The organism is Pseudomonas sp. LBUM1664 (assembly GCF_059695895.1).
Map to the genome: position 1 here is coordinate 3,224,744 of NZ_CP166791.1, position 23,793 is coordinate 3,248,536.

Genomic DNA, 23,793 nt, shown 5'->3' on the forward strand with positions numbered 1-23,793 from the left:
GCATCCCAAGGGGTGCCTGCCACTTTATTTTTTGGGTAATACTTCATTGCGGAGCGGATGATCATGACCGATTTTTCCCGGCAACGTGCCGCACGGGTAACGTCGTCAAGTCGAGACCGTCCAGACAGTAGGCGTTGACGCTGTACAGATCAGAGTTGATGCGCCGTCTGTTGAAGGTATAGATCCCACACTTTGAGCAGAAATAGTGCTCGGCCTTTCCCGTGTTCCACTGATACAGGCTCAGCCATTTCCGGCCCCGAAGGATCTTAAGAGCGGCGTAGCTGACGGTAGCCATCAGCGCGTTCTTTTTGCGGCAAAGCGTGCAGTCGCAAGCAATCAGTTCGTTGATCTCAGCTTCGATGCAGAATTGCACTGCGCCGCAATGGCAACTGCCCTGATAGCGAGTCATCTTTATCCTCCTAAATGGCTTCTGACATCAGCGATTATTTGCAAGACTACTCCAATTCATTTTTTGCAGCAGGACGGCATAGGCTCGCCAGCCAGCCAGATGGAATCAATGCTGGCTTCCCTCCGAGCCGGTTTTCCTGGATATTTTGCATAACCAGTAACGACGCCGCCCCTTGTCATTAAAAACATAACTTTCAACGGAGTTGAATTGCCATGACCGCACTGGATAACACCTTTCACAGCCTGCATCAGAATGGACTACTGGTCTTGGCCAATGTGGCCGATGCGGGCGGTGCGCGCATCGTCGAACGCCTGGGCGGCAAGGCCGTGGCGACCAGCAGCGCGGCCATGGCCTGGTCCCATGGTTATCAGGATGGCAACAAGCTGCCTCTCGACCTGCTGAGCACCACCGTCCAGTCGATGGCACGGGTGCTCAGCGTACCGCTCACGGTGGATATCGAAGGCGGCTACTCGGATGACCTGGAGCAGGTCGGCCAGGTGATCAACGCCGTCATCGCCGCCGGGGCGGTCGGGATCAACATCGAAGACGGCCTGGGCTCTCCAGAGCTGCTTGTTCGCAAGATCGACGTCGCGAGAAAGGTGGCGAACCAGGCGGGCGTCAAGCTGTTCATCAACGTACGGACCGACGTCTACCTGAAAAACCTGTTCCCCGCCGAACAACGTCTGGAGGAACTCCTGAAACGCACCGCACTGTATGCCAGCGTCGGGGCGGATGGTCTGTTTGCCGCAGGCGTGGTCGATTCGAACGAAATTGCCGCCATCTGCCGGGACACCAAACTGCCGGTCAACCTGCTGTCCCGGGACGGGCTGCCCTCCCCCGACGAATTGAAGCGCCTGGGCGTTAGACGACTCAGTGCGGGCTCCAGCATCGCCGAGTTTTTGCACGGTGCCATGGGGGCATTGGTCCGCAGCTTCCTGGACAACGGCCAACTCGATACCCACACCTTGAAAGCCCATACCTACGGCGAATTGAACGCCTTGATGGCGGCGAAAACCGAGTAATACCTGTTCCCCTGGACGAGGCCAAGCGCCAGTCTGAACAGAAGGTGTCTAGTTCTGAAATAGGTTTACACCGGTTTCAGGGTTATCACTTCGGCATAGTGTTGCAGCGGCCCCTCCGGGGTTTGCCCTCGATTCAGATCTGATTTATATAACAAGGCCACATGTAAATGAAAATATTGTTCATCGCTTCGCTAGGAATTTTATCGCTAATTCAAACATCACTGTCCTTGGCGGATAATGTCAATGGGGAAAATCTCTATCTACAGAGATGTGCCATGTGCCACGGAATAGATATCAAAGGAACAGGGCCATTGGCTAATAAAAGCAATCCCCCTACACCTAATCTTACAACAGCCGCTTTCAAAAAGCGGCTAAATGATTATCCGGGCGTTATTGTATCATCGATAATACTTCGACCCAATGGAGACTTGATTCCAAGAACTTTGCAAGAGAATGGTGTAAAGCTATCGCCGTACGCTTGGAGGGTTAAGGACCTGCGCGATTTAAATCAATACATGAGTGGTGTAATTTCAAAAAAACGATGAGTTTGAGATGAACGGTGGGCCCAGAAATCTAAGAGACATTCCGGGGTTGGTTACAAACAAATTATTCAGCGAAGAGCTGATGAGATCATTAGACATGATCAGTGGCTCTTCGCTGAATTCCCTTCATACTGGGGCACATCGCTAATGAACTATCTCGGATTAAACACACTGAGCCCTACGCTCTCGAGATAGTCTTCCAAGGCCTCGAGATGCTTAGGGGTGATGATCGCACCGATGTAGCCGTCAGGACGCACTAATACCCAATCATCGATAGCAGCTTCGTAGGCGTCGTTTAGGTAACCCTGATCATCGATTATGTCGCCGCCCGGGCCAAAGGTATGGATGTGCAGTCCCGGACGAGGCTTTATAGCACCGCGCTCCTGCCCATAACCCAGCAATGTCCAATGGGTTCCTTGGTACAAATTGAAGAGCCGTGTCGAGTGGCCCGCCGCCCCCTGAATCGGCGCATCTGGAGCTCGGTCGCCTGCTAACACGCTGGCGGTTCGATCTGGATCTCCAAGCGCGAGAGTGGAATCGGTATAGCCGATATCAAGTTGGTGCACTTCGCGGCCACGGCGCATTTCACCGCGCTTCTGGGCGTCAAGAAGCTGGGTCGCCAGGCCGAGCACCGACGCGGCGATCGGCCGTCGTTCTTGTTCATAACTATCAAGCAGCCCCTCAGGTGCTCCATTAACGACGGCCGCCAGCTTCCAGCCCAGATTGTAGGCATCCTGCACGCTGGTATTGAGGCCCTGAGCACCCGTCGGAGGGTGAGTATGCGCGGCGTCCCCGACGAGAAAAATTCGGCCCTCGCGGAAACGATCAGCCAGCCGCGCATTCATGGCGTAGGCCGATGCCCAGGAAACCGATTGGACGTGAATATCACTGCGTCCAGCGCGCTCGGCCACCAATGCCGTCAGGCCTTCGGCGCAAAGGTCGATATCGCCTTCGAGCGGGATCGGACCCTGTATCTGAAACATTTCGGTTCCGGCCAGCGGGCACAGAAAGATTTGCCGTGCCGTGTCACCATCGCCAAAGCGGTGCCAATAATCACGTGACAGGCCGTGTATCACAACATCGGCCACGACAGCGCGAGTGCCAAGGGTTTTGCCCGGGAATCCGATACCAAGCGTACGCCGCACAAAACTGCGACCGCCATCGGCCCAGAGTGTGTAAAAACGCTTCGTCATAATTGAAGTTTGCGCATCTATGCGAAATCTGAAAACTATCGGCTGCTCAGCCGATCTGGATTTTGCGTAGAAGCGCGATTTTCAGTCCAACACTGGGCTCCAATCGCGCTGAAAAACGTTTTTACACAGCCTCGGCCCCTACGAGCCAACGCACGCGAAGCGTCTCTGCGCCGGTCTTGCCCAGCAGATGGACAGCAACAGCCTCCTCGTCTTGCTCAAAACCGACCAACTCGCAACCGAACTCTGGCCATTGCCCCAGTTCGAGCAGCCGCTCTCGCATAACACCCTCAGTGATAAATTGCGGCACCATCAGGGGCAGATGATAGGGCTCGGCCGGTGTAGGATCCTGATGCTCCATCACATCAGAATCGGTGTAGCTGCCGTCGGCGCGATAACGCCGCTCGGGCGGGTAAGCACCTCCGGCGGCAACGATTCGATCGAGAATGCCTATATCCTCGAATATTTCCTGAGTTCTAGGCTGAACACCCTTGCCACGCGATCCTTGGAACGGCTGATCCGCTTTCTCGATCAGGCGAAAGGAAATGCCCCTGCGCGCCAGGTCAATCGCCAGCGTCAGACCGGCAGCTCCCGCGCCGCAAATTAACACATCGACTGCAAATTGCTCTTTCATATCGCCCCCAGATACATGCAGCATGCACATATTTACGCAAAGGAAAAAACGCGCCAACAAAAAAGTGCAGAATGCACATATTACTGTTCAGCTCCGGGAGCTTAACGCAGCGCTGCTTGAAATCGTCGGAATCATGAACCGCCCTCAGCGGGACGAGGCCATGGTTCGGGAAGCTGGGATATCCCTCGACCGGGCACTTTTCCCGCTGCTGGTTTTAGTAGAGCGTCTCGGCCCCATCGGCGTTGTCGAGTTGGCCGACCGCGTGGACCGCGACTATACCACCGTCAGTCGTCAGGTTTCGAAGCTGGAAAGCCTTGGGTTGATCGATCGCCAGCAAATCGCGACCGACCGCCGAGTCCGCGAGTCTGTGGTCACCAAGCCGGGCAAGGCGATGACTGATCGTCTCGATGAAGCGCAGATAAGGATTGGCCTATCGATTTTCGCCACTTGGGACGAACAGGATTTAGCGCTCCACACGGGCGCCTATTCAGTCCGCTTGCACCGTCATCTGGCGCTGCTCACCCAATCCCGAGATCCCTAAACGCATGGTCTGGCCCGGGCGCAGGAAGACAGGCTGGGGTTTGATGCCCAGGCCCACGCCGGGGGGCGTCCCGGTCGAAATAACATCGCCGGGTTGTAGGCTCATGCAACGGCTCAGGTAGGCAATCAGTTGCGGCACACTGAAGATCAGTGTCCGAGTATTGCCTTTTTGATAGCGATGCCCGTCGACTTCCAGCCATAGATCCAGCGTGTGCGGATCAGCGATTTCATCTTGAGTCACCAGCCACGGCCCAATGGGGCCGAAGGTGTCGAAGCCTTTGCCTTTGTCCCAAGTGCCGCCGCGTTCCAATTGCCATTCGCGCTCTGACACATCGTTAATGACGCAATAGCCGGCGACATGCTCCATGGCGTTTGCTTCATCGATGTAGCGCCCGCCTTTACCGATAACAACGCCCAGTTCGACCTCCCAGTCGGTCTTGAGCGAGCCGCGCGGGATCTGAATATCGTCGTTCGGCCCACAGATGGCACTGGTCCATTTGTTAAAGATGATCGGCTCCTTGGGCACGTCCATGTTTGACTCGGCGGCATGGTCGGCGTAGTTCAGGCCGATGCAGATAAATTTGCCGACCTGCCCGACGCAGGCGCCAATTCGTGGCTGGCCGGCAACGACCGGCAGGCTGCGCGGATCGATGGCGGCGATCGCTGCCAGGCTGGCCGGACTCAAGGCTTGCCCTGCAATGTCCGGCACATGACCCGACAGGTCGCGGATCTGACTATCGGTATCCAACAGGCCGGGCTTCTCAGAACCTTTTTCGCCGTAACGCAACAGTTTCATGACGTTCTCCTGCTCAAACTCAAAGTGAAAATCGGCGGGATTCAGATACTCATGCCACCATCGATGACATGCACACTGCCGGTGGTGTAGGCCGATGCATCGCTACCCAGATACAACGCCAACTGTGCGATCTCTTCGGTGCTGCCAATACGGCCCATGGGCTGGCGCTCGATGAATTGCCGGTAGACCTGTGCTTCATCGACGCCCTGTTGCGCAGCCTGGGCGGCAATGCGCTGACGCAGCGATGGAGACTCCACGGTACCTGGGCATATCGCGTTGCAGCGGATGCCTTGACTGACAAAGTCGATGGCGACGGCTTTGGTCAAGCCCACCACCGCCGCCTTGCTGGCAGCATAGGCGAAACGGTTGGGCACACCTTTGATGCTCGAGGCCACCGACGACATGTTGATGATTGAGCCGCCGCCACGCTCCAGCATGCCCGGCAAAAACGCGCGGATCATCCGGTACATGGACGTGACATTGATGTCCATCGAACGCGCCCACGCGGCTTCGTCGCACTCGAGAATGTTGCCGCTGTGCACATAACCTGCGCAGTTGAACAGCACGTCCAGCCCGCCAATACGTTCACACGCCGCGCTGATGTTACTGGTCGACGTGACGTCCAACGTAATGGCGGTGATCCCTTCGATGCCCACCAGGGCGCGAGTCTCGATGTCACTGGCGAACACCTGTGCACCGGCCCGGGCAAAGGCGATGGCGCTGGCCATGCCGATGCCCTGCCCCGCCGCCGTGACCAGTACCCGTTTGTTCTGCAGGTTCATGCGGTCTCCAGCTTCGCTGTCATGGTTGCGTTTTTGGGTATCCTGCCGAGCATCGATGCGGGAATCGCCAGGATCAACCCGGCGCTGACGAACAGACACAGGGCCAATACATAGGTGCCGTTGTTGATGTTGCCCGTGAGGTTTTCCGCCACGGCGGTGATCATCGAACCGGTGAAGCCCGACAAGTTGCCAATGGCGTTGATCATGCCAATGCCGGCTGCGGCGGCGACGCCTGACAGTACGGTACCCGGCAGGGTCCAGAAAATCGGCATCAGGCTGAGAATCCCCGAAGCGGCGACACTGAGAAAGAACACGGACAACACAATGTTGTCGGCGAAGAAAGCACTGAGCATCAGGCCGACACCACCGATAAAGGCAGGAATGGCCGCGTGCAAGCGCCGCTCACCGGTGCGGTTGGAGTGTCGTGCGTTGAGCAGCATCGCCACGAGCGCCACCGAGTAGGGAATGGCGGTCAGCAAGCCAATGTGCAAGCTGTTGGTGATACCGGTGCTCTTGATGATCGAGGGCATCCAGAAAGCCAGGCCGTAAAAACCGGTGTTGAAGGTTAGCAGGATCAGCACCAGCAGCCACACCCGCGGGTTGAAAAACACTTCGCTCAAGCGTGAAGCCTTGCCCTGGTTATCGGTATGCAGATTGGCCTTGAGCAGGGCTTTTTCGGCAACGGAAAGCCATTTGGCTTTGTCGATGTTGTCGGCCAGGCAGACGATTACCACAAAGGCCATGATGATCGAAGGAATGCCCTCGATGATCAGCATCCATTGCCAGCCGGACAGGCCATGTACGCCTTGCATGCTGTTCATCAGCCAACCGGAAAGTATCCCGCCCAAGGTCAAACTGATCGGCAAGGCCATCAGAAACCCAGACATCACCCGGCTTTGCCGATGGGTCGGAAACCAGTAGTTGAGGTACAAAATCACCCCGGGGAAAAAGCCGGCTTCACAGATACCCAACAGGAAACGCAGCACGTAGAACATGCTGCTCGATTCGATATGGAAGAAACCCGCCAAGGGCACGGTGTAGGCCACGGCCATGGAGATCGCCGCCCAGGTCAGCATGATCCGGGCAATCCAGAACCGTGCGCCAAAGCGATGCAGCAATAGGTTGCTGGGTACTTCGAACAGGAAATAGCCCCAGAAAAACATACTGGCGCCCAAGGCATACACGGTGTTGCTAAATTGCAGCTCGTTGAGCATGTCGAGCTTGGCGAAACCAATATTCACCCGGTCAAGGTACGCGGCCATGTAACACAGGAGCAGAACGGGCAGGATGCGCCAGATGACCTTGCGGTAGGTCCTGTCTTCAAAATCGAGTTCGCTGGCCTGTGCCTGCGCGGGCAAATGCTCAGATATGGTTTGCATGAGGTAACCCCTGGGCATGTGGACATGCCTGATTGTTTTTATCGAATGGGTCACGCCGAATGAGCAATTCATCCGGCAGCGCTGCGGCCGCCACAGGCGATGAAACTGTGTCCGGAAGCTGGTCCTTACTCTACTGTCGCGAATCGATTCTTTCCCAATGGCATTTCTTGATTAACCGATAACGATCCGTTATCGAAATAGCCATCAGTTCTGCTCAAATCAACTGGCCAAATCGTCGCTCAGACGGGCGTTTTCCTTGAGGATTTCAGCGAACTCCAGCGCCGCCCCGGCCAGGTGCTCGCCCTTGCGTGTAAGAATGCCGTAATCCTGTGGCACCAGATGCAAGGGGGTATCGAGGGTCTTCAACTGGCCGCTTTCGAGCAGCGGATTGACCATGGCATTAGGCAGCATCCCGATCATCGGCCCGCGCTGCAGAACCTGGAGGAAGGTCTGCATGGAAATGGTGTCGATGGTGTTGCGCGGCATCCCTACCCCGGCCTCAGCGAAAGCCAGTTCCATGCGGGCGCGAATCGGTGTGCCGACTGGATAGAGAATCCACGGCAAGTCCACCAGTTGTTGCAAGGAGGTCGGTCCGGCCCCAGCCAGCGGATGTCGACTGTTGACCACAATGCAAAAAGGTTCCGGGGCCAGCGGTTGGAAGTCATACCGCTGCGGCTGGTTTTGATCGGTAAAGCGGGCCACCGCCAGATCTAGCCTCTTCTCTTCGAGCATCTCCATCAGGTGGTTACTGGTCTGCTCTACGACTTCAATCGACAGCAACGGCCAACGCTGTTTGATCTGCAGGATCGCCTCAGGCAAGGCCACCGCCGTGGCGGCAAAAATACCGCCGACCTTGAGATAGCCGTGACCGCCCTCGCGCAGGCTGCTGATTTGCTCGACGAACGAACGTGCGTCATTCAAGGCGATCTGCGCGTAACGCAGCACATGCTCGCCCAAGGCCGTCGGCGGCATGCTTCGTGGTCGCCGCTCGAACAGGGCAAAACCGAGCAGGCTTTCGATTTCCTTGAGCATTTTGCTGATGGCCGGCTGGCTAAGGTTCATCTGCTGGGCCGCCAGGTGCATGTTGCGTGTGCGCCCCAGGGTGTCGATCAGCAACAAATGGCGGAACTTGAGCCAGCCACAGAAGCTGGAAAAGGACAGATCTGACATGGACACTCCTGGGAGTTTCAATAACCAAGCGTTATCAAATACTGAATATATCTCATTGGAGTTTATCGGCAGCCCGCCCTAGCGTGAAGGCTTTACGAACCAGGATGACTTGCCATGTCGCTACTGCTTACTCCCGAAAATACCCTGCCGGTCGATGGCGTGGCCGGTACCCTGATTGGCCGCGCCTGGGTGCCAGGCCGGATCTCAGGGCCTTCGCCGATCGTGCTGCGCAGCGATGGTGTGTTCGACCTGTCGGAGCGTTTTGCGACATTGAGTGACTTGCTGGAAACAGAATCTCCACTGGCAGCCGTCATGCAGACGCCTGGCACCTTCATCGCCAGTGTCCAAGCACTGCTGGCCAACACCGGCCTTGATGCCGACCCGTCCAAGCCTTCTTTGTTGCCGCCCTTGGATTTGCAAGTGATCAAGGCCGCGGGCGTGACTTTCGCCGCCAGCATGATCGAGCGTGTGATCGAGGAGCAGGCTGGCGGTGACGCGGCAAAAGCCAAAGCCGTGCGAGCTACCGTGCACAGCGTCATCGGCGACAACTTACGCTCGATCGTTCCCGGCTCCGAGCAGGCCATGCGCTTGAAAGCCTTGCTCATCGAACAGGGCATGTGGTCGCAGTACCTGGAAGTCGGCATCGGCCCGGACGCGGAAATCTTCACCAAGGCACCGGTCCTGGCGGCCGTTGGCAGCGGCAGCCGCATCGGTATTCATCCCGGCTCGCAATGGAACAACCCGGAACCTGAAGTGGTGCTGGCGGTGAACAGCCGTGGCCAGATCCACGGCGCCACCTTGGGCAATGATGTCAATCTGCGGGACTTCGAAGGTCGCAGCGCGTTGCTGCTGAGCAAAGCCAAGGACAACAATGCCTCTTGCGCCATCGGGCCGTTTATTCGCCTGTTCGACGAGCACTTCAGCCTGGATGATGTTCGAGCCTGCGTGGTCGATCTAAAGGTTCAGGGTGAGGACGGTTACCGGATGCACGGTTCAAGCTCCATGGGCCAGATCAGCCGCGACCCGCAGGACCTGGCAGGCCAGACACTCAACGCCAATCACCAATACCCGGACGGTTTTTTGCTGTTTCTCGGTACCCTGTTCGCCCCCACCGAAGACCGTGATCATGTCGGCAGCGGTTTCACCCACAAACTGGGCGACCGGGTCAGTATCAGCAGCCCGTTGCTCGGTAGCCTGCATAACCAGGTGACCCACAGCTGTGACGCCGCACCCTGGACTTTTGGTGTGAGCGCCTTGCTGCGTAACCTGGCATCCCGGGGGCTGCTCGCTCGCTAAGCCATAACCGATGGTCGATTCATCCAATTACAAGAGAGAAAATGAATCATGACTGACATTCCAAAACGCCGCCTGCGCAGCGAGCAATGGTTCAATGACCCTGCCCACGCGGACATGACTGCGCTGTATGTCGAACGCTACATGAACTACGGAATGACCCGCGAAGAGCTGCAATCGGGACGCCCGATCATCGGCATTGCCCAAACCGGCAGCGACCTGACGCCCTGCAATCGTCATCATCTGGAGCTGGCACAACGGGTCAAGGCCGGTATTCGGGATGCCGGCGGCATTCCCATGGAGTTCCCGGTGCACCCAATCGCCGAGCAGTCACGCCGGCCCACCGCTGCCCTGGACCGTAACCTGGCCTACCTGGGCCTGGTGGAGATTCTTCACGGTTACCCATTGGACGGCGTGGTGCTCACCACCGGCTGCGATAAAACCACCCCCGCCTGCCTGATGGCCGCCGCGACCACCGACCTGCCCGCCATTGTCCTGTCTGGTGGGCCGATGCTCGACGGTCACCACAAAGGGGAACTGATCGGCTCCGGCACCGTGCTCTGGCATGCGCGAAACCTGATGGCCGCTGGCGAGATCGATTACGAGGGCTTCATGGAGATGACCACGGCGGCATCGCCGTCCGTGGGACACTGCAACACGATGGGAACCGCCCTGTCGATGAACGCCCTGGCCGAAGCCTTGGGCATGTCGCTGCCCGGTTGTGCGAGCATTCCAGCCCCCTATCGCGAGCGCGGGCAAATGGCTTACGCCACCGGCAAGCGCATCTGCGAACTGGTACTACAAGACGTAAGGCCGTCGCAGATCATGACCCGCGAAGCGTTCGAGAACGCCATCGCCGTCGCCTCGGCCCTGGGCGCGTCGAGCAACTGCCCTCCTCACCTGATCGCCATCGCCCGGCACATGGGCGTCGAGCTGAGCCTGGATGACTGGCAACGGATTGGCGAAGACGTGCCGCTGCTGGTCAATTGCATGCCGGCGGGCAAGTACCTGGGCGAAGGTTTCCACCGTGCCGGAGGTGTGCCCTCGGTCATGCATGAACTGCAAAAAGCCGGGCGTCTGCATGAAGGCTGTGCCACGGTCAGCGGCAAGACCATCGGCGAAATCGTCAGCAGCAGCCTGACCAGCAACGCCGATGTGATCTACCCCTTCGATGCCCCGCTCAAACACCGTGCCGGCTTTATCGTGCTCAGCGGCAACTTCTTCGACAGCGCCATCATGAAGATGTCGGTGGTTGGCGAGGCGTTTCGCAAGACCTACCTGTCCGAGCCCGGTGCAGAAAACAGCTTCGAAGCACGGGCCATCGTGTTCGAGGGGCCGGAGGATTATCACGCCAGGATCGACGACCCGGCGCTGGATATCGACGAGCGCTGCATCCTCGTGATCCGTGGTGTCGGCACCGTGGGCTACCCCGGCAGTGCGGAGGTGGTGAACATGGCCCCTCCGGCCGCATTGATCAAACAAGGCATCGACTCCCTGCCCTGCCTGGGCGACGGGCGCCAGAGCGGTACATCGGCAAGTCCTTCGATTCTCAACATGTCCCCTGAGGCAGCCGTGGGTGGCGGCCTGGCGTTACTGAAAACCAACGACCGCCTGAGAGTGGACCTGAACACACGGACCGTGAACCTGCTGATAGACGCGGCCGAGATGGCCCAGCGCCGGCTCGAGTGGACGCCCAACATCCCGCCGTCGCAAACGCCTTGGCAGGAACTGTACCGGCAACTGGTAGGACAGCTCTCCACGGGGGGGTGCCTGGAACCGGCGACTCTGCATCTGCGAGTGATCGCCCGCAGTGGTGAGCCACGCCACTCCCACTGACAACGGCCAGCCTGCTCCCCCGCCGCCTTTGTTTATGGCGTGGGAGTAAGCCCCTTCCCTGCCATTTTCATGGGTGTACTCGGGTATTGGGCACGCTGAGTCCTGCTCGCACGAGGTATTCTTCCAAGGCCTCGTGATACTTCCCTGCGCGCCAAGCTAATCGCCAGGACCAGACCGGCAGCACCCCGCCGCAAAATAACACGTCGACTGCAAATTGCTCTTTCATAGCGAGCCCAGATACATATAGTGTGCGAACATTTATTCGAAGGGAAAAGTCATGCCTACCGAAGACGTGCAAAGCGCACATATTTCGATTCAGCTTCAGGAACTTCACGCAGCGCTGATTGACATTGTTGTAGTGATGAACCGCCCTCAGTTGGACGAAGCTATCATGCGGGATGTCGGGATACCTCTGGACCGCACACTTTTTCCACTATTGGTCTCGGTGGAGCGTTTCGGCCCCATTGGCGTTGTCGAGTTGGCCGAGCGCATAGGTCGCGATTACACAACTGTCAGTCGTCAGATCTCGAAACTGGAAAGCCTTGGGTTGATCGATCGCCAGGAAAGTGCGGCCGACCGGCGAGTCCGCGAGTCAGTTGTGACCCAGGCGGGTAAGGCGATAACTGATCGTCTCGATGAGGCGCGACTGAAGATTGGGCGATCGATTTTCGCCACGTGGGACGAACCAGACGTTGAGGATCTGGTGCGGCTTATGCGCAAGTTTGCCGATGGCATCAAAAATGATGTGTTTACTGGCTCATGACAATTGAATAACAGGTGCTTTGTGGGAATTCGGGGGGGTGAGCCACTCAACCTATCTGCAGCGGCACGGTACGCGAACTCCGGCGACATACGCCTGTCGCGGGATGATAAATTTTAAGTTTGGCGCCCAGCAAAGCGCGCAGCGGCAACAGCTCTATTAGGAACATTTAAGACGCGGATCAAGGACGAGACATGAACGCGCACGGTAAATGGAGAGATTTCAAGCTCTGCCGCGATTTCCTTGTTGGTCTTGCCTTCGGCAATCAAATGCCAGACTTCTCTCTGCCGAGAAGTCAGCTTGCTCATATCATCGTTAACGTCGAACGACATTAGCCCCGAGAGCCTATATTTAACCAGCACTTCGCCGCTGCGAATATGGGTGATGGCGCTACCAACTTCATCCGAAGAAAGGCCCTTGCCGATAAACCCGTCTGCACCGGCGTCTATGACACGGCTAATGACAACGTCGTCATCTATGGTGGATACGACAATAATTGTGACGTTTTTTAATTCTTGCCGCAGCTGCGCAAGCTCGCTAACTGACCGTAGACCTGGAAGGCGTATTTCAAGAATTAGCATATCGACTGGCGGACCGTTTTGGGTGAAGGCCATTACTTCCTCCAAATGCCCTGCTTGTTCGACCATCGCGTTGGGTATCAAGCGTTCGAGCAACCCCACCATTCCTTCTCGGAACAACGGATGCTCGTCTGCTACGATAATTCGGCAAATCATATAAGGGAACACAACCGTTCAATTGAGCAGGAAAATCATTCCGATCATGTCCGAGTCACGCTATTTAGGATATAGAACAGCTGATCTAGTACAGGTGTGCTACTTGCTAAAAAGTCTGATGTCGACACATTAAATAGTGCCCAAAGTGCCACTAGGTCATCCAGTCTATTACGTCCTGTGGCCCACTGCTGTGGGACTCGCCACAGCCACTTAGCGTCACCAACAGCACAACGCTCAAAAAGCGCTCATTGTGCTGAATGGGCCTGCTTGGCGCGCTTTGGAATTCATCCCTCATCGCGCGCGATACTGCATCTTGACGACTTCACTGACTCTCTCTGGAACTCCATTGACCGCGGAACTGACCGCTCTAATGGACTGCCCCCGATAAGGCCCCTCCGCGGGGAACCAATTCTGAACAACGATCACAGGCGTTGGCTGCTTGAGGGAAGCCGACTGCGTAGCGATTTCATTGGTAAACTTGCAGGTGTTGAAAGTGCCGAGTGCCGTCTTGATCGTTTCTCGACCGTTATAAGTAAGCTTCTCAAAGACATCGAATTCGACCGTTGCGCCGGCACTAACCGCTTTGTTCTTGTAGCTGACGGTGACCGTCTGCCCAGGCTGTAAATCAATAGGGGTAGAGGGAGGAGGATTGTAGGTTGAGGTGACCAACGAGGCCCCGGCGCCATGGCGATCACCGTATCGAATCAGGTGATTGCCCTTGATCTCCGCGAAGGTTGTGGTGAGATAGGTCGTCGAACTATTCAAGTACGAGGTATGCAACGAAGCAACCGGATTTGCACCGGCAAATGCCTCACGGTCAAGTGTCTCGGTTTTGCTGTGGCTGGTGACCGGCGACACATTGTCACGGCTGTCGTATTCCACCACCGTACCTGCCTGAAAATCCGCTTCGTTGGTGCAAGCCGCAGAAGACGTGTCGCTGAAGGCGGTTGTTGACGCCGACACGTCAGCCATAACACTCCAACCGCAGACCGCAAGGGCCACAGAGGCCATGGCCGTTGCGGCTCGTTTTCGGTAAGCCGCATTCGCATCAGGTTTTGTGGCGGGTGTACTGTCCAAGAACAGCTCATTGTTCGGTTTCATAATTAATCCATTAAAATAGCATCGCTGCACTAAAAGCCGGTGTTGATACTCATCCCTTTGTGACGTGACTGTGCGCGAGGCCCACGGCAAGTGCCCCCGTTCAATAAGAACTCTTGTTAACGCAGATGATCCCCTTCCCTTGGACCGTATCAGTGATGTCAGCGGTTGGGTTATCTGATGTTTTAGTAGACCCTGTAGTATTTGACGACATCGTCCACGAAATAAATTAACAGCACCGTCCCCTGGGTTTTGTTCTGGGCCGTTTTTTTGCCGGTTACGCTACTGACGTCATCGGCCACGCCCTGCGCTTTGGACACTTGTGCCGAGGTGTCATACATCTTCAGGCTCGTCTCGGTCGAGACATATTTATGAGCCAGCTTCACGTACTTATCGAGGCCTTCTTCACGTTTGTCGTACGTCCAATTCGACTCGTTGCTGGTGCTTGTCGAGTCAAGTTCTTCGCTCGTGGGTGCGCCAAACAATTGAGACACTTGGCTTTTTGTGGTCTTGCCCGGGATGATTGTTTGCTTTAGATAAGCGATGTCGTACTTTTTGGCCCCTGGGTTCAAGGAGTTCATCAAGTCGCCCGTGTTTGTGCAGCCGCTGAGCAGTCCAGCCAGTACGCACAGTGCAACTCCATTTCTAAGTGTTTTTCCATACTTGAAGGGCATAGGGACTTACCTTGATTTTTTATTTTCAGGACCGTTTCATTCTTCGACTGAATAAACGGTGGAACTGGCCCAGCGTTGGGCAGCCAATGATCTAGTTAGCCAATGGAACCACGAGCCACAGAGCATCAACGCGCGCGATCATGCAGCCGGGCTGCATGCTCGTTTAGCGTGTTTTCGACTGCTCACGTCAGCCTTTAGGGAGCCTTCACAGCTTAGAGTGCGGTTGCTGGCTGAAGCTATAGGGCAAGTGTGCTATGGCGCGGGTTGTAGACAGGGAAAATGCGCACGCTCTCTGATACGCGCCGCCAGCCGGCGGTATCGAATACGCGCGAGCAAACTGCGGACGTCAAATCATCCGCAGAGAGCGTCAGCGATTCTTTTCGTATGTTGGCTCATGGTCGTGTCTGCTTGAAGCGAGCCGGTATTTTCGCAAAGAGCAGCTCATACAGCACCGGAATTAGGCCCAATGTCACCAGCGTCCCCAACGCAAGTCCCCCCATAATTGTAATCGCCATGCCTTTCCACAGTGGCCCCGCAAACAGCATCAGCGGTACCAGGCCAATGATGCAGGTCAACTTGGTCATTACAATCGGCCTCAGCCGCATGACGGCCGCCTTTACAACGGCGTCATGAATAGACAAACCGTCTGTCAGCTCCACCTTGATGCGCTCAAGCAGTAACACTGCGTTGTTAACGATGATTCCGGCAAGCGACAACAGGCCAAAGGTCGCCATGAAACCAAATGGATATCCCGTGACTAAAAGCGCAACCGCTACCCCAATTAGAACAAACGGGACACTGGACACCACGATCAACAGCTTTCGGAACGATTTGAACTGCCAGACGAACAGCAAGAGCATCGCGATCAGGGCATGCGGCAAGTATTGAAGCAACGCCTGGTTGGCGGCAGCGGAATCTTCAATTTCACCGCCCAATTCGATCCGATAGCCCGGTGGCAGCTCTATGGCTGCGATCTTCGGCCCCAACCGCTGGACAATCGTGCTGGCGGTCAGCGAAGGATTTTGCCCAACCACGGTGATCGCCCGTTCGAGGTTGCGCCGTTGTATCGTCGATGGTTCTGTTACGGGTTCGAGCGTTGCGATTGTCGACAGCGCGAATGCATCGCCGCCCGCCGGTGGATAGATCAATGTGCTCAGAATATCGTTGATCGGTGCGGTGGTTGTCGCCGGCTCCCGCATAACGATGGGAACAGTGGTCTCCCCATCCTGCATGGACGACGCCTGTAAACCACCGTTGCGCAGCCGCAGCGCCTGGGCAACATCTTGCGTGCCGAGCCCCGCGCGTCGAGCCTTGTATTGGTCGACAACCACGCTATAACGCTGTAGGCGCACGCTCCAGTCATTGCGCACATCCAAAGTTCCGGGCAACGACACCAGTGCCTGTTCGATCTTGGTGGCGGTTTCACGCAGCACCGTTTCGTCCGGCCCTATCACTCGATAAATGGCAACGCCCGCCTCGGTGGTGCCCATGGAAAAACGCTTGGGCTGCGCTTGAACCTCGGGGTGTTGGGACAACAGATAATCTTGAGTGCGCTTTATCACCTGATCCAGATCGCGGCCTTCGCGCACACTGACGGTGAAGTAAGCCGTGTTCGGCGCAGGCAACGGCGGATTCAAACCCAATACGATGCGCGGCCCGCCATCTGCCACATAACCAATGCTGTTCAAGACATCCTTATCTTCGCTCAGCCAATGACTGATATCGCGTACAGCATCCAGCGTCATACGAGAACTGGTACCTGGCTCCAGTGTCATCGGAATCTGAAACTGCATCCGGTCAGACTTCGGGAGGAAATCGTAGGGAACTTGCGTCAATACGACGACTGCTGCTGTCAGCAAAGCTAACATGCTGCCCAGAAACGCCAGCGGATGCTTCAACAGCTTTTCGATCACGCGACGATAGCCTCGATAGAACGCGGAATCGTAACCGTGCGAATGGGCACCGGGTTCCCCAAGCACCGGCGCCTTGGTGAAGTAAAAACACAGCAATGGCGTCACCGTCACGCTCAGAAACCAGGATCCGAGCAAGGTGATGGCTAAGACAATGGCGAGAGACTTCAGATATTCGTTGGTGCTGGTTTGCCCCAGAAAGAATGGAGAAAATGCCAGGACGATGACTAGTGAAGAAGTCAGCAACGGCACCGTCAAACTGCGCCCGGCTTCCTCGCAGGCCTTGCGACGCTCCTCGCCCGCCTGGAGTCGACGCTCGATGTCTTCAGCGATCACGATTCCGTTATCGACTAACAAACCCAGCGCCAGAATGATCGCGGCGATCGAAACCGTTTGCAGCTCTACACCCAGCAAGCGCATCACTATCAGGGATCCCAGGATGGTCAACGGTACGATCGCCCCCACCACCAGACCAGTTCGCCACCCCAAAAACAGCATGACCACAGCCATGACGATGATCACTGTCTCCATCATCACGTGTTGCATTTTGCTCATTTCGTGGTGGACCACATCGGACTGGAAAGTCACCACGTGCAGCGAAAAACCCAAAGGTAACTGGCGCTCCAACTGAGCCAGGCGTGCGCGCAATGTCGTGCCGAATGCCTTGATATTGCGCCCGGGCTGCATTGAAACAGCCAGCACCACTGCGTCCTGCCCTTGATATATCGCTGCCGACTCTGGCTGATCATCGGTCCTGACCGAAACTGCGGCCAACTGCTGGAGGGCAACCGATTCACCACTTGTGAGCTTGATTGGCAACTGACGAAGCGCCGCTGGGGATAGCACCTCACCGGTGACCGTGATTGTCGTATCTTGATCGCCAATAATCGGGTTGCCAGTGGAAACAATGACATTCTGGCCTTGGAGCTGCTGCAGCAGCTGTGGCATCGAGAGACCAGCACTCGCCAAGCGTTGGCGATCAAAATCCAGATACAGTCGTTCCTCCTGCAATCCGTGCAAGGAAATCCGGTCTACCCCTTCAAGCGCGTAAAGCTGGTTACGCAACCGCTTAATTGGCCCCCGCATTTCACTCATGCTGTAACCGGGTGCGGTGACGGCAATGGAGGCCACCGCAACATCTCCGAAATCATCGTCGACGAACGGCCCCACGACGCCGGGCGGAAATCCCGCGGCTGCTTCAGCGGCTTTAGCTCTCACCCGCTGCCATAACACACCCAGGTTCTTGACCTCGTCATAGGCGGTTATCTGGATAATTACGCTACCCGCTCGCACCGTCGTCACCAGACTCTTGATTTCGGGCAACTCTCTTAATTTTTCCTCCATAGGCTTTGCCAACAGTTCCTCGGCACGCTCAGTCGGCAAGCCGGGAAAAGAAACGCTGACCAATGCATCGCGAATAGTGACCGAAGGCTCTTCTTGGGAAGGGAAGCTCAAAAAGGTGAAAACCCCTGTCACGAGCACCAGAAACGAGGCGAATAAAGTCAGTCGGCTTGCGCCAATCGCATTGCGCGTAAGGTTCATATTCAGTCTTGAGCCAAGCGAGTGAGTGGTTGGTAGAGCCTGACGGCCTGACCATCAAACAAAAACGCGACGCCAGCGCTAACCACTGGCTCACCGATGGAAAGCCCACTTTCGATCAGCGCCCGCCCCTCTACGATCCCAGCAAGTGTCACGTCTCTGACGGCAACCGTCCCTTGGGCAGGCTGGTAGACGAAGACTTTGGCGCTGGAATTTGTCATACCCAACAACAGTGACGACACCGCAATTGAAAGGTGTTTTTCAATGCCTGGCTTCAACTGCACGAGGACCGTCACGCCACTGGGCAGCTTTATGGAAGGATCGCGCAAGCGGAAAATGCAGGTCTGCAGCAACCCGTTTTCCGCCCGTTGCGACACCCCCTCAAGCAACAAGTCGACGGGGGTTGAGGGTTGCGAAGCCATATAGGCTTGCGCCACGTCACCAGGTTTCAATCGGTCCGCTTGCACCGTCGGCACAGCCGCGACCACTTGGCTGTCATCATCGGATTCGAGCTCAAGCACCACCTGGCCCTGGGTCAGTTGCGCAAAAGTATCGGCACGCCGTGCAACGATATGCCCGGCAAAGGGCGCCAACAGTTGGCCCTTTTCAACGTCACGCCTGGCCAACAGCCAATCAGACGTTGCCCGACGTTGTTGCGACAGGGCCTCTTCGTACGCCGCCCGCGCCGCTTCGACAAGGCTTTGTGCAGCGCTGCCAGCGGTATAAAGCCGCTGCTGGCGCTGATAATTGCTTTTGCGCTCGATCATTTGCGCCTGGCTGGATTTAACGCTGGCCTGGGCCTGATGCAGTCGCTGTTGTGCCGGCTCACCATCGAGCGTCGCAAGCACCTGACCCTTGTTAACCCTGTCACCGACATCCACGCCAAGAGTAATCAGTCGTCCCGACGACTCAAATGACAGTTCGGCACGCTGACGTTGCCGAACGACACCGGTAACACGACCACCCTCGCCCACGGTCTCGCTGACTGTTTCAATCTTGACGGCACGTTGAACGGGGGGATCGACCGGTTCGTCACGGGAACACCCACTCAAAAAAACCGCGACCAGCGCCACAGCACTGAAACGGGCCTGAAGTGCCTTGGTCGCGGCATAAATAATATTGGGATAACGATGCATGACAGCCCCCCGGTCAATCAAAAGGTGTAGTTCAGGGCAACCATTCCCATCACCTCGGCATCGCTATCCACCAGCGAGCTACCACGGACCTGATCGGTGTAATGAGTCACCACCAGACTGGTCGACGCAGACCAATGCGCGTCGTAAGTGTGCAGCCAGTTGAGTGCAGCGCAGTAGGCATAGATGCCGCTATCGGCGCGGAAGGTAGAGAATCGAGAGAGCCGGCTTTGCTCCTCACTGACGCCAAAGTAGGTCTGGTTATAACGGCCATCCCCGGCGTGGGCATCCAGATCCAGCGCGACGGTATCGGTGTCGTTATGAAAGGCGATGCCTTCCAAGCCCAAGCGATAGCGGTTGCCGCGGTTTTCACCCGCCACTCGCAGCTCAGCTTCGCCGCTGACCGACAACCATGGCAGCAGCTCTTGCCCTAATGTGAAGTCAGCAACGGTAGCCCCTTCCACCGTTCCCATTCCTTTCAGTTCATTGGAGCCATAACGACTGCTGGAATTTTTATCGCTGCGCCCTAAATCGTAATTAAACGCCGCACTCGCGCTGAAGCCAGAGGACGACTTCCATTGCAGGCCAATACCGCGGGTGCTGTCGGCGAATAGAACGCCGCGCTGAATGCTTAGCATCGGCAGAACCAGGCTGCGATAGTTGTCCGACCCCATATAGCGTGGCGTAAAGCCCATCCCCAGCCCCAGGGTGACATCGGTCTTATCACCTAACAGGCTCGAACTGTCTGCCTCTTGTGCGTGCCCCGTCCCGCTGACCGCCAAAGTTGCCAAAGCCAACAAGACCTTGGCCAGCGTCCAGGCAGATTCGAACTGTGTGTTTTTGCGGTTCATAGTGGAGCCTCATTATCGGAAAGCGGTTGAGAGGGTGCTGCGTCCACACCGAGCAGAACGCGATAGATGTCCAGATGATTGAGCAACAAGGCGTGATGCGCCCGTCGCCATGCCATGTCTGCCTGAGCCAGTTGGATCTTTGAGGCCAGCACCACGGTGCGGTCAGAACTGCCCACTTCAAGCTCAGTGGACACACGCTGTGCTTTGTCTTGCGCCAAGTGGCTCATGACTGATTCGCTGTTAATGTCGTCAAGCACTTGCCGTCGCCGGGCCAGAACATCCGCCACCTCGCGAAACGCCACTTGAACGGTTTTTTCGTATTGGGCGACAGCGATCTGCTTGCGGACCTCGGCCAGCTTTAAATTGGCTCGATTACGTCCGCCATCGAACAACGGTAAGGAGAGTTGCGGCGTGAACAGAAAAGCCCCGCTGCCACCTTTGAACAGCGATTGCAAACTATCGCTGGCCGTGCCGACGCCAGTACTGAGTTTGATCGAGGGGAAGAAGGCGGCCCGGGCTGCGCCAATATTGGCGTTGGCAGCCTGCAAACTTTCTTCGCTCTGGCGAACATCAAAACGTTCCAGCAGTCGCTCGGAACGCATGTTGATCAACCAGGCCGGCGTCGGATCAGGCGTCGTTTCGACGAACCTGGCAGGCTCGACCATCATCGTCGGCAGAGGCGCGGCGTAGCCGGTGACGAACAGCAGCGCCTGCTCTGCGCGAGAGTGTTCATGGGTCGCGGCTTGCTGTTGCAGGTGTGAACGCTGTACTTGCGCCTGTTGCGACATCACGTCGTCAAACGAAACAGCCCCTTCCCTTTGCTGCGTCTGAGCCACCCCCAGCAAAGTCTGTTCGGTATCGTCGATTAATCGCAGGTCTGCTTGTTGCGCAGCCGCCAACCGTTCCAGCAGATACAGCCTGGCAACTTCGGCAATCAGCGCACCTCGAGCCGCTTGTTGGCCATAGGTCGTGGCCAGATAATCGTGACGTGCCGCGTCCGAAAGGCTGCGTATCCGACCAAAAAAATCCAGCTCGAAGTCCGACACACCTATCGAGGCGACCGTCAGATCCTGGCCATAACGCTCCTCGGTTGCCGCCTTGTCGAAATGTTGACGATCACGCTCCAGGCCAGCAGCCAGGGTCGGAAAACGATCCGCCCCGGTGATGCCGTACAGCGCTTGAGCTTCCTTGACACGTAATGCCGTCACTTGCATGTCGCGGTTGAAGGCCAGGGCATTTTGCACCAGAAGGCGCAACTCGCCTTTTGGCGACAGTTGCGCAATCAGTTGTTCTTCGTCCACCGACAATGCGTGGTTGCCCGGTACTTCGGGCCTGCCCGGCTTTTCTGCCGGGGCGCTCGCGTCCTGTGTTTGAGGAACGGGCAAAGACGGCCTTTCATACGTGGGCGCCAAGGTGCAGCCCGTCACGCTCAGCGACAGCATCAACGCCAGGCAAACGCTCTGGGGCAGTCGGATAGGCTTGGACAGGTGGGCATTCATCGACATAGGATCAGTTCACGAAATTGAGCGCTGGCTGCGATCCTAAGTGCCCACTATCAATAAACCGTTCGGCAATTATCAAGATTTGATCAAGAGGCTTGCCTGTGTCAGGAAAATGTATTCTGGTAGTCGAAGACGATGCCGACAGCGCGAGCATCCTGGAAGCCTATCTGCGTCGCGACGGCTTCGAAGTCATACTCGCTGAAGACGGCCAGCGCGCCATTGAGCTGCACCGACAATGCAAGCCCGACCTGATCCTGCTGGATGTCATGTTGCCCCGAATGAGCGGAACCGAGGTACTGTCTGTCGTAAGACGCAGCAGCGATACCCCGGTGATAATGGTCACGGCCATGGGCGACGAACCCGAAAAGCTGGGGGCCCTGCGCTACGGTGCGGACGACTATGTCGTCAAGCCTTACAACCCCAAGGAAGTGGTGGCGCGAGTGCATGCGGTGCTGCGTCGCTCAGGCGGCACTGTCATGGTGGATCGGCACCTGCGCTATAAAAACCTTCTGGTTGACCTGGATGCGATCACGGCCTGCATTGAGACTTCGACGCATGAGCCCGTGATACTTGATCTGACACCGACCGAATTCAAGATCCTGTCAACGCTGTTGAAGACGCCGAGCAAGGCCTTCACCCGTGAGGAGCTGCTGGAAATCTGCCTTCCTGAAAGCGAGGCTCTTGCACGAGTCGTTGATGCCCACGTACATAACCTGCGCCGTAAGTTGGAAGTCCACAATATTGAGGATGTCCTGGTCACCGTGCGCTCTATTGGTTATCGATTCAGATGAAAAACATCGTTGATTCCCTGAAGTCCGAGCGCAAACTGCTGTGGCGCTGGGTCGGGATCCGCATGAGCCTGCTGGCCGTGGGTGCGGTTGTCGTGATTGCGCTGTGCATGTGGCTGCACTTTCTGATTTCAGACTGGACGATGCTGCATCAGATTCCTCTCGAACAGCGCCAGGAAATGATTTATTTGCGCAATCATCCTCATCTGAACGAGGCCAGGCTTTGGCAGCTATTCGCCCAGTATTACGACATTGAGGAGTTACTTCCGGGCATTGCCAACACCGACTGGCTGTTGTTGGTGGGCTTGGTTACCGGTGCGATTCCCATCATCATCGTGTGCGGTTTCCTGTTTTCGCGTCCGCTATCTAGCCAGTTTTCGGCGATCGCCAAGGTCGCGCGTCGGGTTGCTGAGGGCGATTTCACTACGCGCCTTCCCGTCAGCGGCAAAGGCCCTGAAGAATTACAAAGGCTGGTGATCGACTTCAACAGTATGACGACCCAGCTGGAACGTTATGAAGGGGAAGTCCGCGAGTCCAGCGCCGTCATTGCACACGAATTGCGAACGCCTTTGAATGCCGCCATGGGGCGCGTACAAGGCATGATCGATGAGGTCTTCCCTTTCGACGCCAATCAATTGGAGATGGTCAAGCGACAGCTGGATCAGTTGAACAAGCTGGTGAATGACTTGCATCTGCTTTCGCTTGCGCGAGCCGGACAGCTGGTGCTCGACAAGACCGGATTCCCCTTGCACAAATTGGTGTTCGAGCGTCTCGCTTGGCGCAGCGCCTCACTCAAAAACGCAGGGGTCGACCCCACCGTTGAAATTTCCAGCGCATTGAACATCAGGGCTGATCGGGACCGAATGGGACAAGTCGTTAACATTCTGATCGACAACTTTCTTCGCTACGCCGCACAAGGCGGGGAACTCCATATTTCGGCGACCACTTCAGTAGAGAAAGTAGTGCTCATATTTGCAGACCGCGGGCCTGGTTTCGATCAAGAAGACCTGGACAGCGTGTTCGACCGCTTCTGGCGCGCAGAGCGCTCCCGGGCCCGTTACTCGGGAGGCAGCGGTTTAGGTTTGTCCATTGCGCGTGCCATTTGCCTTGAGCATGGTGGAAACATCGCCGCGGAAAATCGAGCCGCAGGGGGCGCCGTCATTCGTGTTGAAATTCCATGTGCTCAAGATTAGACGCTTGAGAACGCATCA

The 23,793-nt window shown here is 56.7% G+C and carries 22 protein-coding genes; 8 read left to right on the forward strand and 14 right to left on the reverse strand.

Annotated elements, in window-relative coordinates; genetic code table 11:
- Window positions 1-61: 61 nt before the first annotated feature.
- Window positions 62-409, reverse strand: coding sequence for a GFA family protein (locus tag ACA047_RS14940; RefSeq protein ID WP_497350458.1), 348 nt, complete (start codon window positions 407-409; stop codon window positions 62-64).
- A gap of 212 nt (window positions 410-621) precedes the next feature.
- Between ACA047_RS14940 and ACA047_RS14945 the strand changes: the two genes are divergently transcribed.
- A complete protein-coding gene (locus tag ACA047_RS14945; protein WP_497350460.1) occupies window positions 622-1,431 on the forward strand; it encodes an isocitrate lyase/PEP mutase family protein in 810 nt (269 codons plus the stop codon).
- A 167-nt stretch (window positions 1,432-1,598) separates the two neighbouring features.
- Window positions 1,599-1,976, forward strand: coding sequence for a c-type cytochrome (locus tag ACA047_RS14950; RefSeq protein WP_497350462.1), 378 nt, complete (start codon window positions 1,599-1,601; stop codon window positions 1,974-1,976).
- Between the two features lie 149 nt (window positions 1,977-2,125).
- Here ACA047_RS14950 and ACA047_RS14955 read toward each other — a convergent pair whose 3' ends face one another.
- Window positions 2,126-3,205 carry an FAD-dependent monooxygenase gene (locus tag ACA047_RS14955; protein WP_497360362.1) on the reverse strand — a complete coding sequence of 360 codons (1,080 nt, stop codon included), beginning with the start codon at window positions 3,203-3,205 and terminating at the stop codon, window positions 2,126-2,128.
- 82 nt (window positions 3,206-3,287) lie between these two features.
- Complete coding sequence (locus ACA047_RS14960) at window positions 3,288-3,797, reverse strand: FAD-dependent oxidoreductase (protein ID WP_497350464.1); 510 nt, start codon at window positions 3,795-3,797, stop codon at window positions 3,288-3,290.
- A 22-nt stretch (window positions 3,798-3,819) separates the two neighbouring features.
- Between ACA047_RS14960 and ACA047_RS14965 the strand changes: the two genes are divergently transcribed.
- On the forward strand, window positions 3,820-4,338 hold the full coding sequence (locus ACA047_RS14965) for a MarR family winged helix-turn-helix transcriptional regulator (RefSeq protein ID WP_497350466.1): 519 nt from the start codon (window positions 3,820-3,822) through the stop codon (window positions 4,336-4,338).
- On the opposite strand, the gene ACA047_RS14970 is transcribed toward ACA047_RS14965, so the two are convergent.
- The 4 genes from ACA047_RS14970 to ACA047_RS14985 form a co-directional block, all read right to left on the reverse strand.
- Window positions 4,285-5,133 carry an ureidoglycolate lyase gene (locus ACA047_RS14970; RefSeq protein WP_497350468.1) on the reverse strand — a complete coding sequence of 283 codons (849 nt, stop codon included), beginning with the start codon at window positions 5,131-5,133 and terminating at the stop codon, window positions 4,285-4,287. The two genes, ACA047_RS14965 and ACA047_RS14970, sit on opposite strands and share 54 nt — an antisense overlap.
- A gap of 41 nt (window positions 5,134-5,174) precedes the next feature.
- A complete protein-coding gene (locus ACA047_RS14975) occupies window positions 5,175-5,915 on the reverse strand; it encodes an SDR family oxidoreductase (protein WP_497350470.1) in 741 nt (246 codons plus the stop codon).
- Window positions 5,912-7,294 (reverse strand): MFS transporter, encoded by a 1,383-nt coding sequence (locus ACA047_RS14980; protein ID WP_497350472.1) that lies wholly within the window; start codon window positions 7,292-7,294, stop codon window positions 5,912-5,914. Before ACA047_RS14980 ends, ACA047_RS14975 begins: the two co-directional genes overlap by 4 nt.
- Window positions 7,295-7,513: 219 nt before the next feature.
- Entirely contained in the window at window positions 7,514-8,464 is a 951-nt protein-coding gene (locus ACA047_RS14985) for a LysR family transcriptional regulator (RefSeq protein ID WP_497350475.1), read from the reverse strand.
- 114 nt (window positions 8,465-8,578) lie between these two features.
- Here ACA047_RS14985 and ACA047_RS14990 point away from each other — a divergent pair, with 114 nt between their 5' ends.
- The 3 genes from ACA047_RS14990 to ACA047_RS15000 all read left to right on the forward strand — a co-directional run bounded on the left by ACA047_RS14990 (window position 8,579) and on the right by ACA047_RS15000 (window position 12,356).
- Window positions 8,579-9,760 carry a fumarylacetoacetate hydrolase family protein gene (locus tag ACA047_RS14990; RefSeq protein ID WP_497350477.1) on the forward strand — a complete coding sequence of 394 codons (1,182 nt, stop codon included), beginning with the start codon at window positions 8,579-8,581 and terminating at the stop codon, window positions 9,758-9,760.
- 48 nt (window positions 9,761-9,808) lie between these two features.
- The gene (locus tag ACA047_RS14995) at window positions 9,809-11,593 is read left to right on the forward strand and encodes an IlvD/Edd family dehydratase (protein WP_497350479.1); all 1,785 of its coding nucleotides are present in this window, start codon (window positions 9,809-9,811) and stop codon (window positions 11,591-11,593) included.
- A 277-nt stretch (window positions 11,594-11,870) separates the two neighbouring features.
- A complete protein-coding gene (locus ACA047_RS15000) occupies window positions 11,871-12,356 on the forward strand; it encodes a MarR family winged helix-turn-helix transcriptional regulator (protein WP_497350481.1) in 486 nt (161 codons plus the stop codon).
- Between the two features lie 113 nt (window positions 12,357-12,469).
- Here the strand turns inward: ACA047_RS15000 and ACA047_RS15005 are convergent, their stop codons facing one another.
- The 7 genes from ACA047_RS15005 to ACA047_RS15035 all read right to left on the reverse strand — a co-directional run bounded on the left by ACA047_RS15005 (window position 12,470) and on the right by ACA047_RS15035 (window position 21,797).
- Entirely contained in the window at window positions 12,470-13,087 is a 618-nt protein-coding gene (locus ACA047_RS15005; RefSeq protein WP_497360364.1) for a LuxR C-terminal-related transcriptional regulator, read from the reverse strand.
- A 291-nt stretch (window positions 13,088-13,378) separates the two neighbouring features.
- Window positions 13,379-14,188, reverse strand: a complete 810-nt coding sequence (locus ACA047_RS15010) for a hypothetical protein (protein WP_497350483.1) — start codon at window positions 14,186-14,188, stop codon at window positions 13,379-13,381.
- A gap of 182 nt (window positions 14,189-14,370) precedes the next feature.
- Complete coding sequence (locus ACA047_RS15015) at window positions 14,371-14,859, reverse strand: hypothetical protein (RefSeq protein WP_497350485.1); 489 nt, start codon at window positions 14,857-14,859, stop codon at window positions 14,371-14,373.
- A 392-nt stretch (window positions 14,860-15,251) separates the two neighbouring features.
- On the reverse strand, window positions 15,252-18,311 hold the full coding sequence (locus tag ACA047_RS15020; protein ID WP_497350487.1) for an efflux RND transporter permease subunit: 3,060 nt from the start codon (window positions 18,309-18,311) through the stop codon (window positions 15,252-15,254).
- A gap of 2 nt (window positions 18,312-18,313) precedes the next feature.
- Entirely contained in the window at window positions 18,314-19,444 is a 1,131-nt protein-coding gene (locus tag ACA047_RS15025; RefSeq protein ID WP_497350489.1) for an efflux RND transporter periplasmic adaptor subunit, read from the reverse strand.
- A 17-nt stretch (window positions 19,445-19,461) separates the two neighbouring features.
- Window positions 19,462-20,292, reverse strand: coding sequence for a MipA/OmpV family protein (locus ACA047_RS15030; RefSeq protein WP_497350491.1), 831 nt, complete (start codon window positions 20,290-20,292; stop codon window positions 19,462-19,464).
- Complete coding sequence (locus ACA047_RS15035; RefSeq protein WP_497350493.1) at window positions 20,289-21,797, reverse strand: efflux transporter outer membrane subunit; 1,509 nt, start codon at window positions 21,795-21,797, stop codon at window positions 20,289-20,291. Before ACA047_RS15035 ends, ACA047_RS15030 begins: the two co-directional genes overlap by 4 nt.
- A gap of 98 nt (window positions 21,798-21,895) precedes the next feature.
- Between ACA047_RS15035 and ACA047_RS15040 the strand changes: the two genes are divergently transcribed.
- Entirely contained in the window at window positions 21,896-22,585 is a 690-nt protein-coding gene (locus ACA047_RS15040) for a response regulator (RefSeq protein WP_497350495.1), read from the forward strand.
- Entirely contained in the window at window positions 22,582-23,775 is a 1,194-nt protein-coding gene (locus ACA047_RS15045; RefSeq protein ID WP_497350497.1) for a sensor histidine kinase, read from the forward strand. Before ACA047_RS15040 ends, ACA047_RS15045 begins: the two co-directional genes overlap by 4 nt.
- Window positions 23,776-23,793: the final 18 nt, after the last annotated feature.

Excerpts from the sequence above, each read along its gene's own strand:
- ACA047_RS15005 (WP_497360364.1), bottom strand. The coding sequence starts at position 13,087 with ATGATTTGCCGAATTATCGTAGCAGACGAGCATCCGTTGTTCCGAGAA.
- ACA047_RS15030 (WP_497350491.1), bottom strand. The coding sequence starts at position 20,292 with ATGAACCGCAAAAACACACAGTTCGAATCTGCCTGGACGCTGGCCAAG.
- ACA047_RS14950 (WP_497350462.1), top strand. The coding sequence starts at position 1,599 with ATGAAAATATTGTTCATCGCTTCGCTAGGAATTTTATCGCTAATTCAA.
- ACA047_RS15020 (WP_497350487.1), bottom strand. The coding sequence starts at position 18,311 with ATGAACCTTACGCGCAATGCGATTGGCGCAAGCCGACTGACTTTATTC.
- ACA047_RS14970 (WP_497350468.1), bottom strand. The coding sequence starts at position 5,133 with ATGAAACTGTTGCGTTACGGCGAAAAAGGTTCTGAGAAGCCCGGCCTG.
- ACA047_RS15010 (WP_497350483.1), bottom strand. The coding sequence starts at position 14,188 with ATGAAACCGAACAATGAGCTGTTCTTGGACAGTACACCCGCCACAAAA.
- ACA047_RS14965 (WP_497350466.1), top strand. The coding sequence starts at position 3,820 with ATGCACATATTTACGCAAAGGAAAAAACGCGCCAACAAAAAAGTGCAG.
- ACA047_RS15025 (WP_497350489.1), bottom strand. The coding sequence starts at position 19,444 with ATGCATCGTTATCCCAATATTATTTATGCCGCGACCAAGGCACTTCAG.
- ACA047_RS15045 (WP_497350497.1), top strand. The coding sequence starts at position 22,582 with ATGAAAAACATCGTTGATTCCCTGAAGTCCGAGCGCAAACTGCTGTGG.
- ACA047_RS15000 (WP_497350481.1), top strand. The coding sequence starts at position 11,871 with ATGCCTACCGAAGACGTGCAAAGCGCACATATTTCGATTCAGCTTCAG.
- ACA047_RS14945 (WP_497350460.1), top strand. The coding sequence starts at position 622 with ATGACCGCACTGGATAACACCTTTCACAGCCTGCATCAGAATGGACTA.
- ACA047_RS14985 (WP_497350475.1), bottom strand. The coding sequence starts at position 8,464 with ATGTCAGATCTGTCCTTTTCCAGCTTCTGTGGCTGGCTCAAGTTCCGC.
- ACA047_RS14940 (WP_497350458.1), bottom strand. The coding sequence starts at position 409 with ATGACTCGCTATCAGGGCAGTTGCCATTGCGGCGCAGTGCAATTCTGC.
- ACA047_RS14990 (WP_497350477.1), top strand. The coding sequence starts at position 8,579 with ATGTCGCTACTGCTTACTCCCGAAAATACCCTGCCGGTCGATGGCGTG.
- ACA047_RS15035 (WP_497350493.1), bottom strand. The coding sequence starts at position 21,797 with ATGTCGATGAATGCCCACCTGTCCAAGCCTATCCGACTGCCCCAGAGC.
- ACA047_RS14980 (WP_497350472.1), bottom strand. The coding sequence starts at position 7,294 with ATGCAAACCATATCTGAGCATTTGCCCGCGCAGGCACAGGCCAGCGAA.
- ACA047_RS15015 (WP_497350485.1), bottom strand. The coding sequence starts at position 14,859 with ATGCCCTTCAAGTATGGAAAAACACTTAGAAATGGAGTTGCACTGTGC.
- ACA047_RS14960 (WP_497350464.1), bottom strand. The coding sequence starts at position 3,797 with ATGAAAGAGCAATTTGCAGTCGATGTGTTAATTTGCGGCGCGGGAGCT.
- ACA047_RS14975 (WP_497350470.1), bottom strand. The coding sequence starts at position 5,915 with ATGAACCTGCAGAACAAACGGGTACTGGTCACGGCGGCGGGGCAGGGC.
- ACA047_RS14995 (WP_497350479.1), top strand. The coding sequence starts at position 9,809 with ATGACTGACATTCCAAAACGCCGCCTGCGCAGCGAGCAATGGTTCAAT.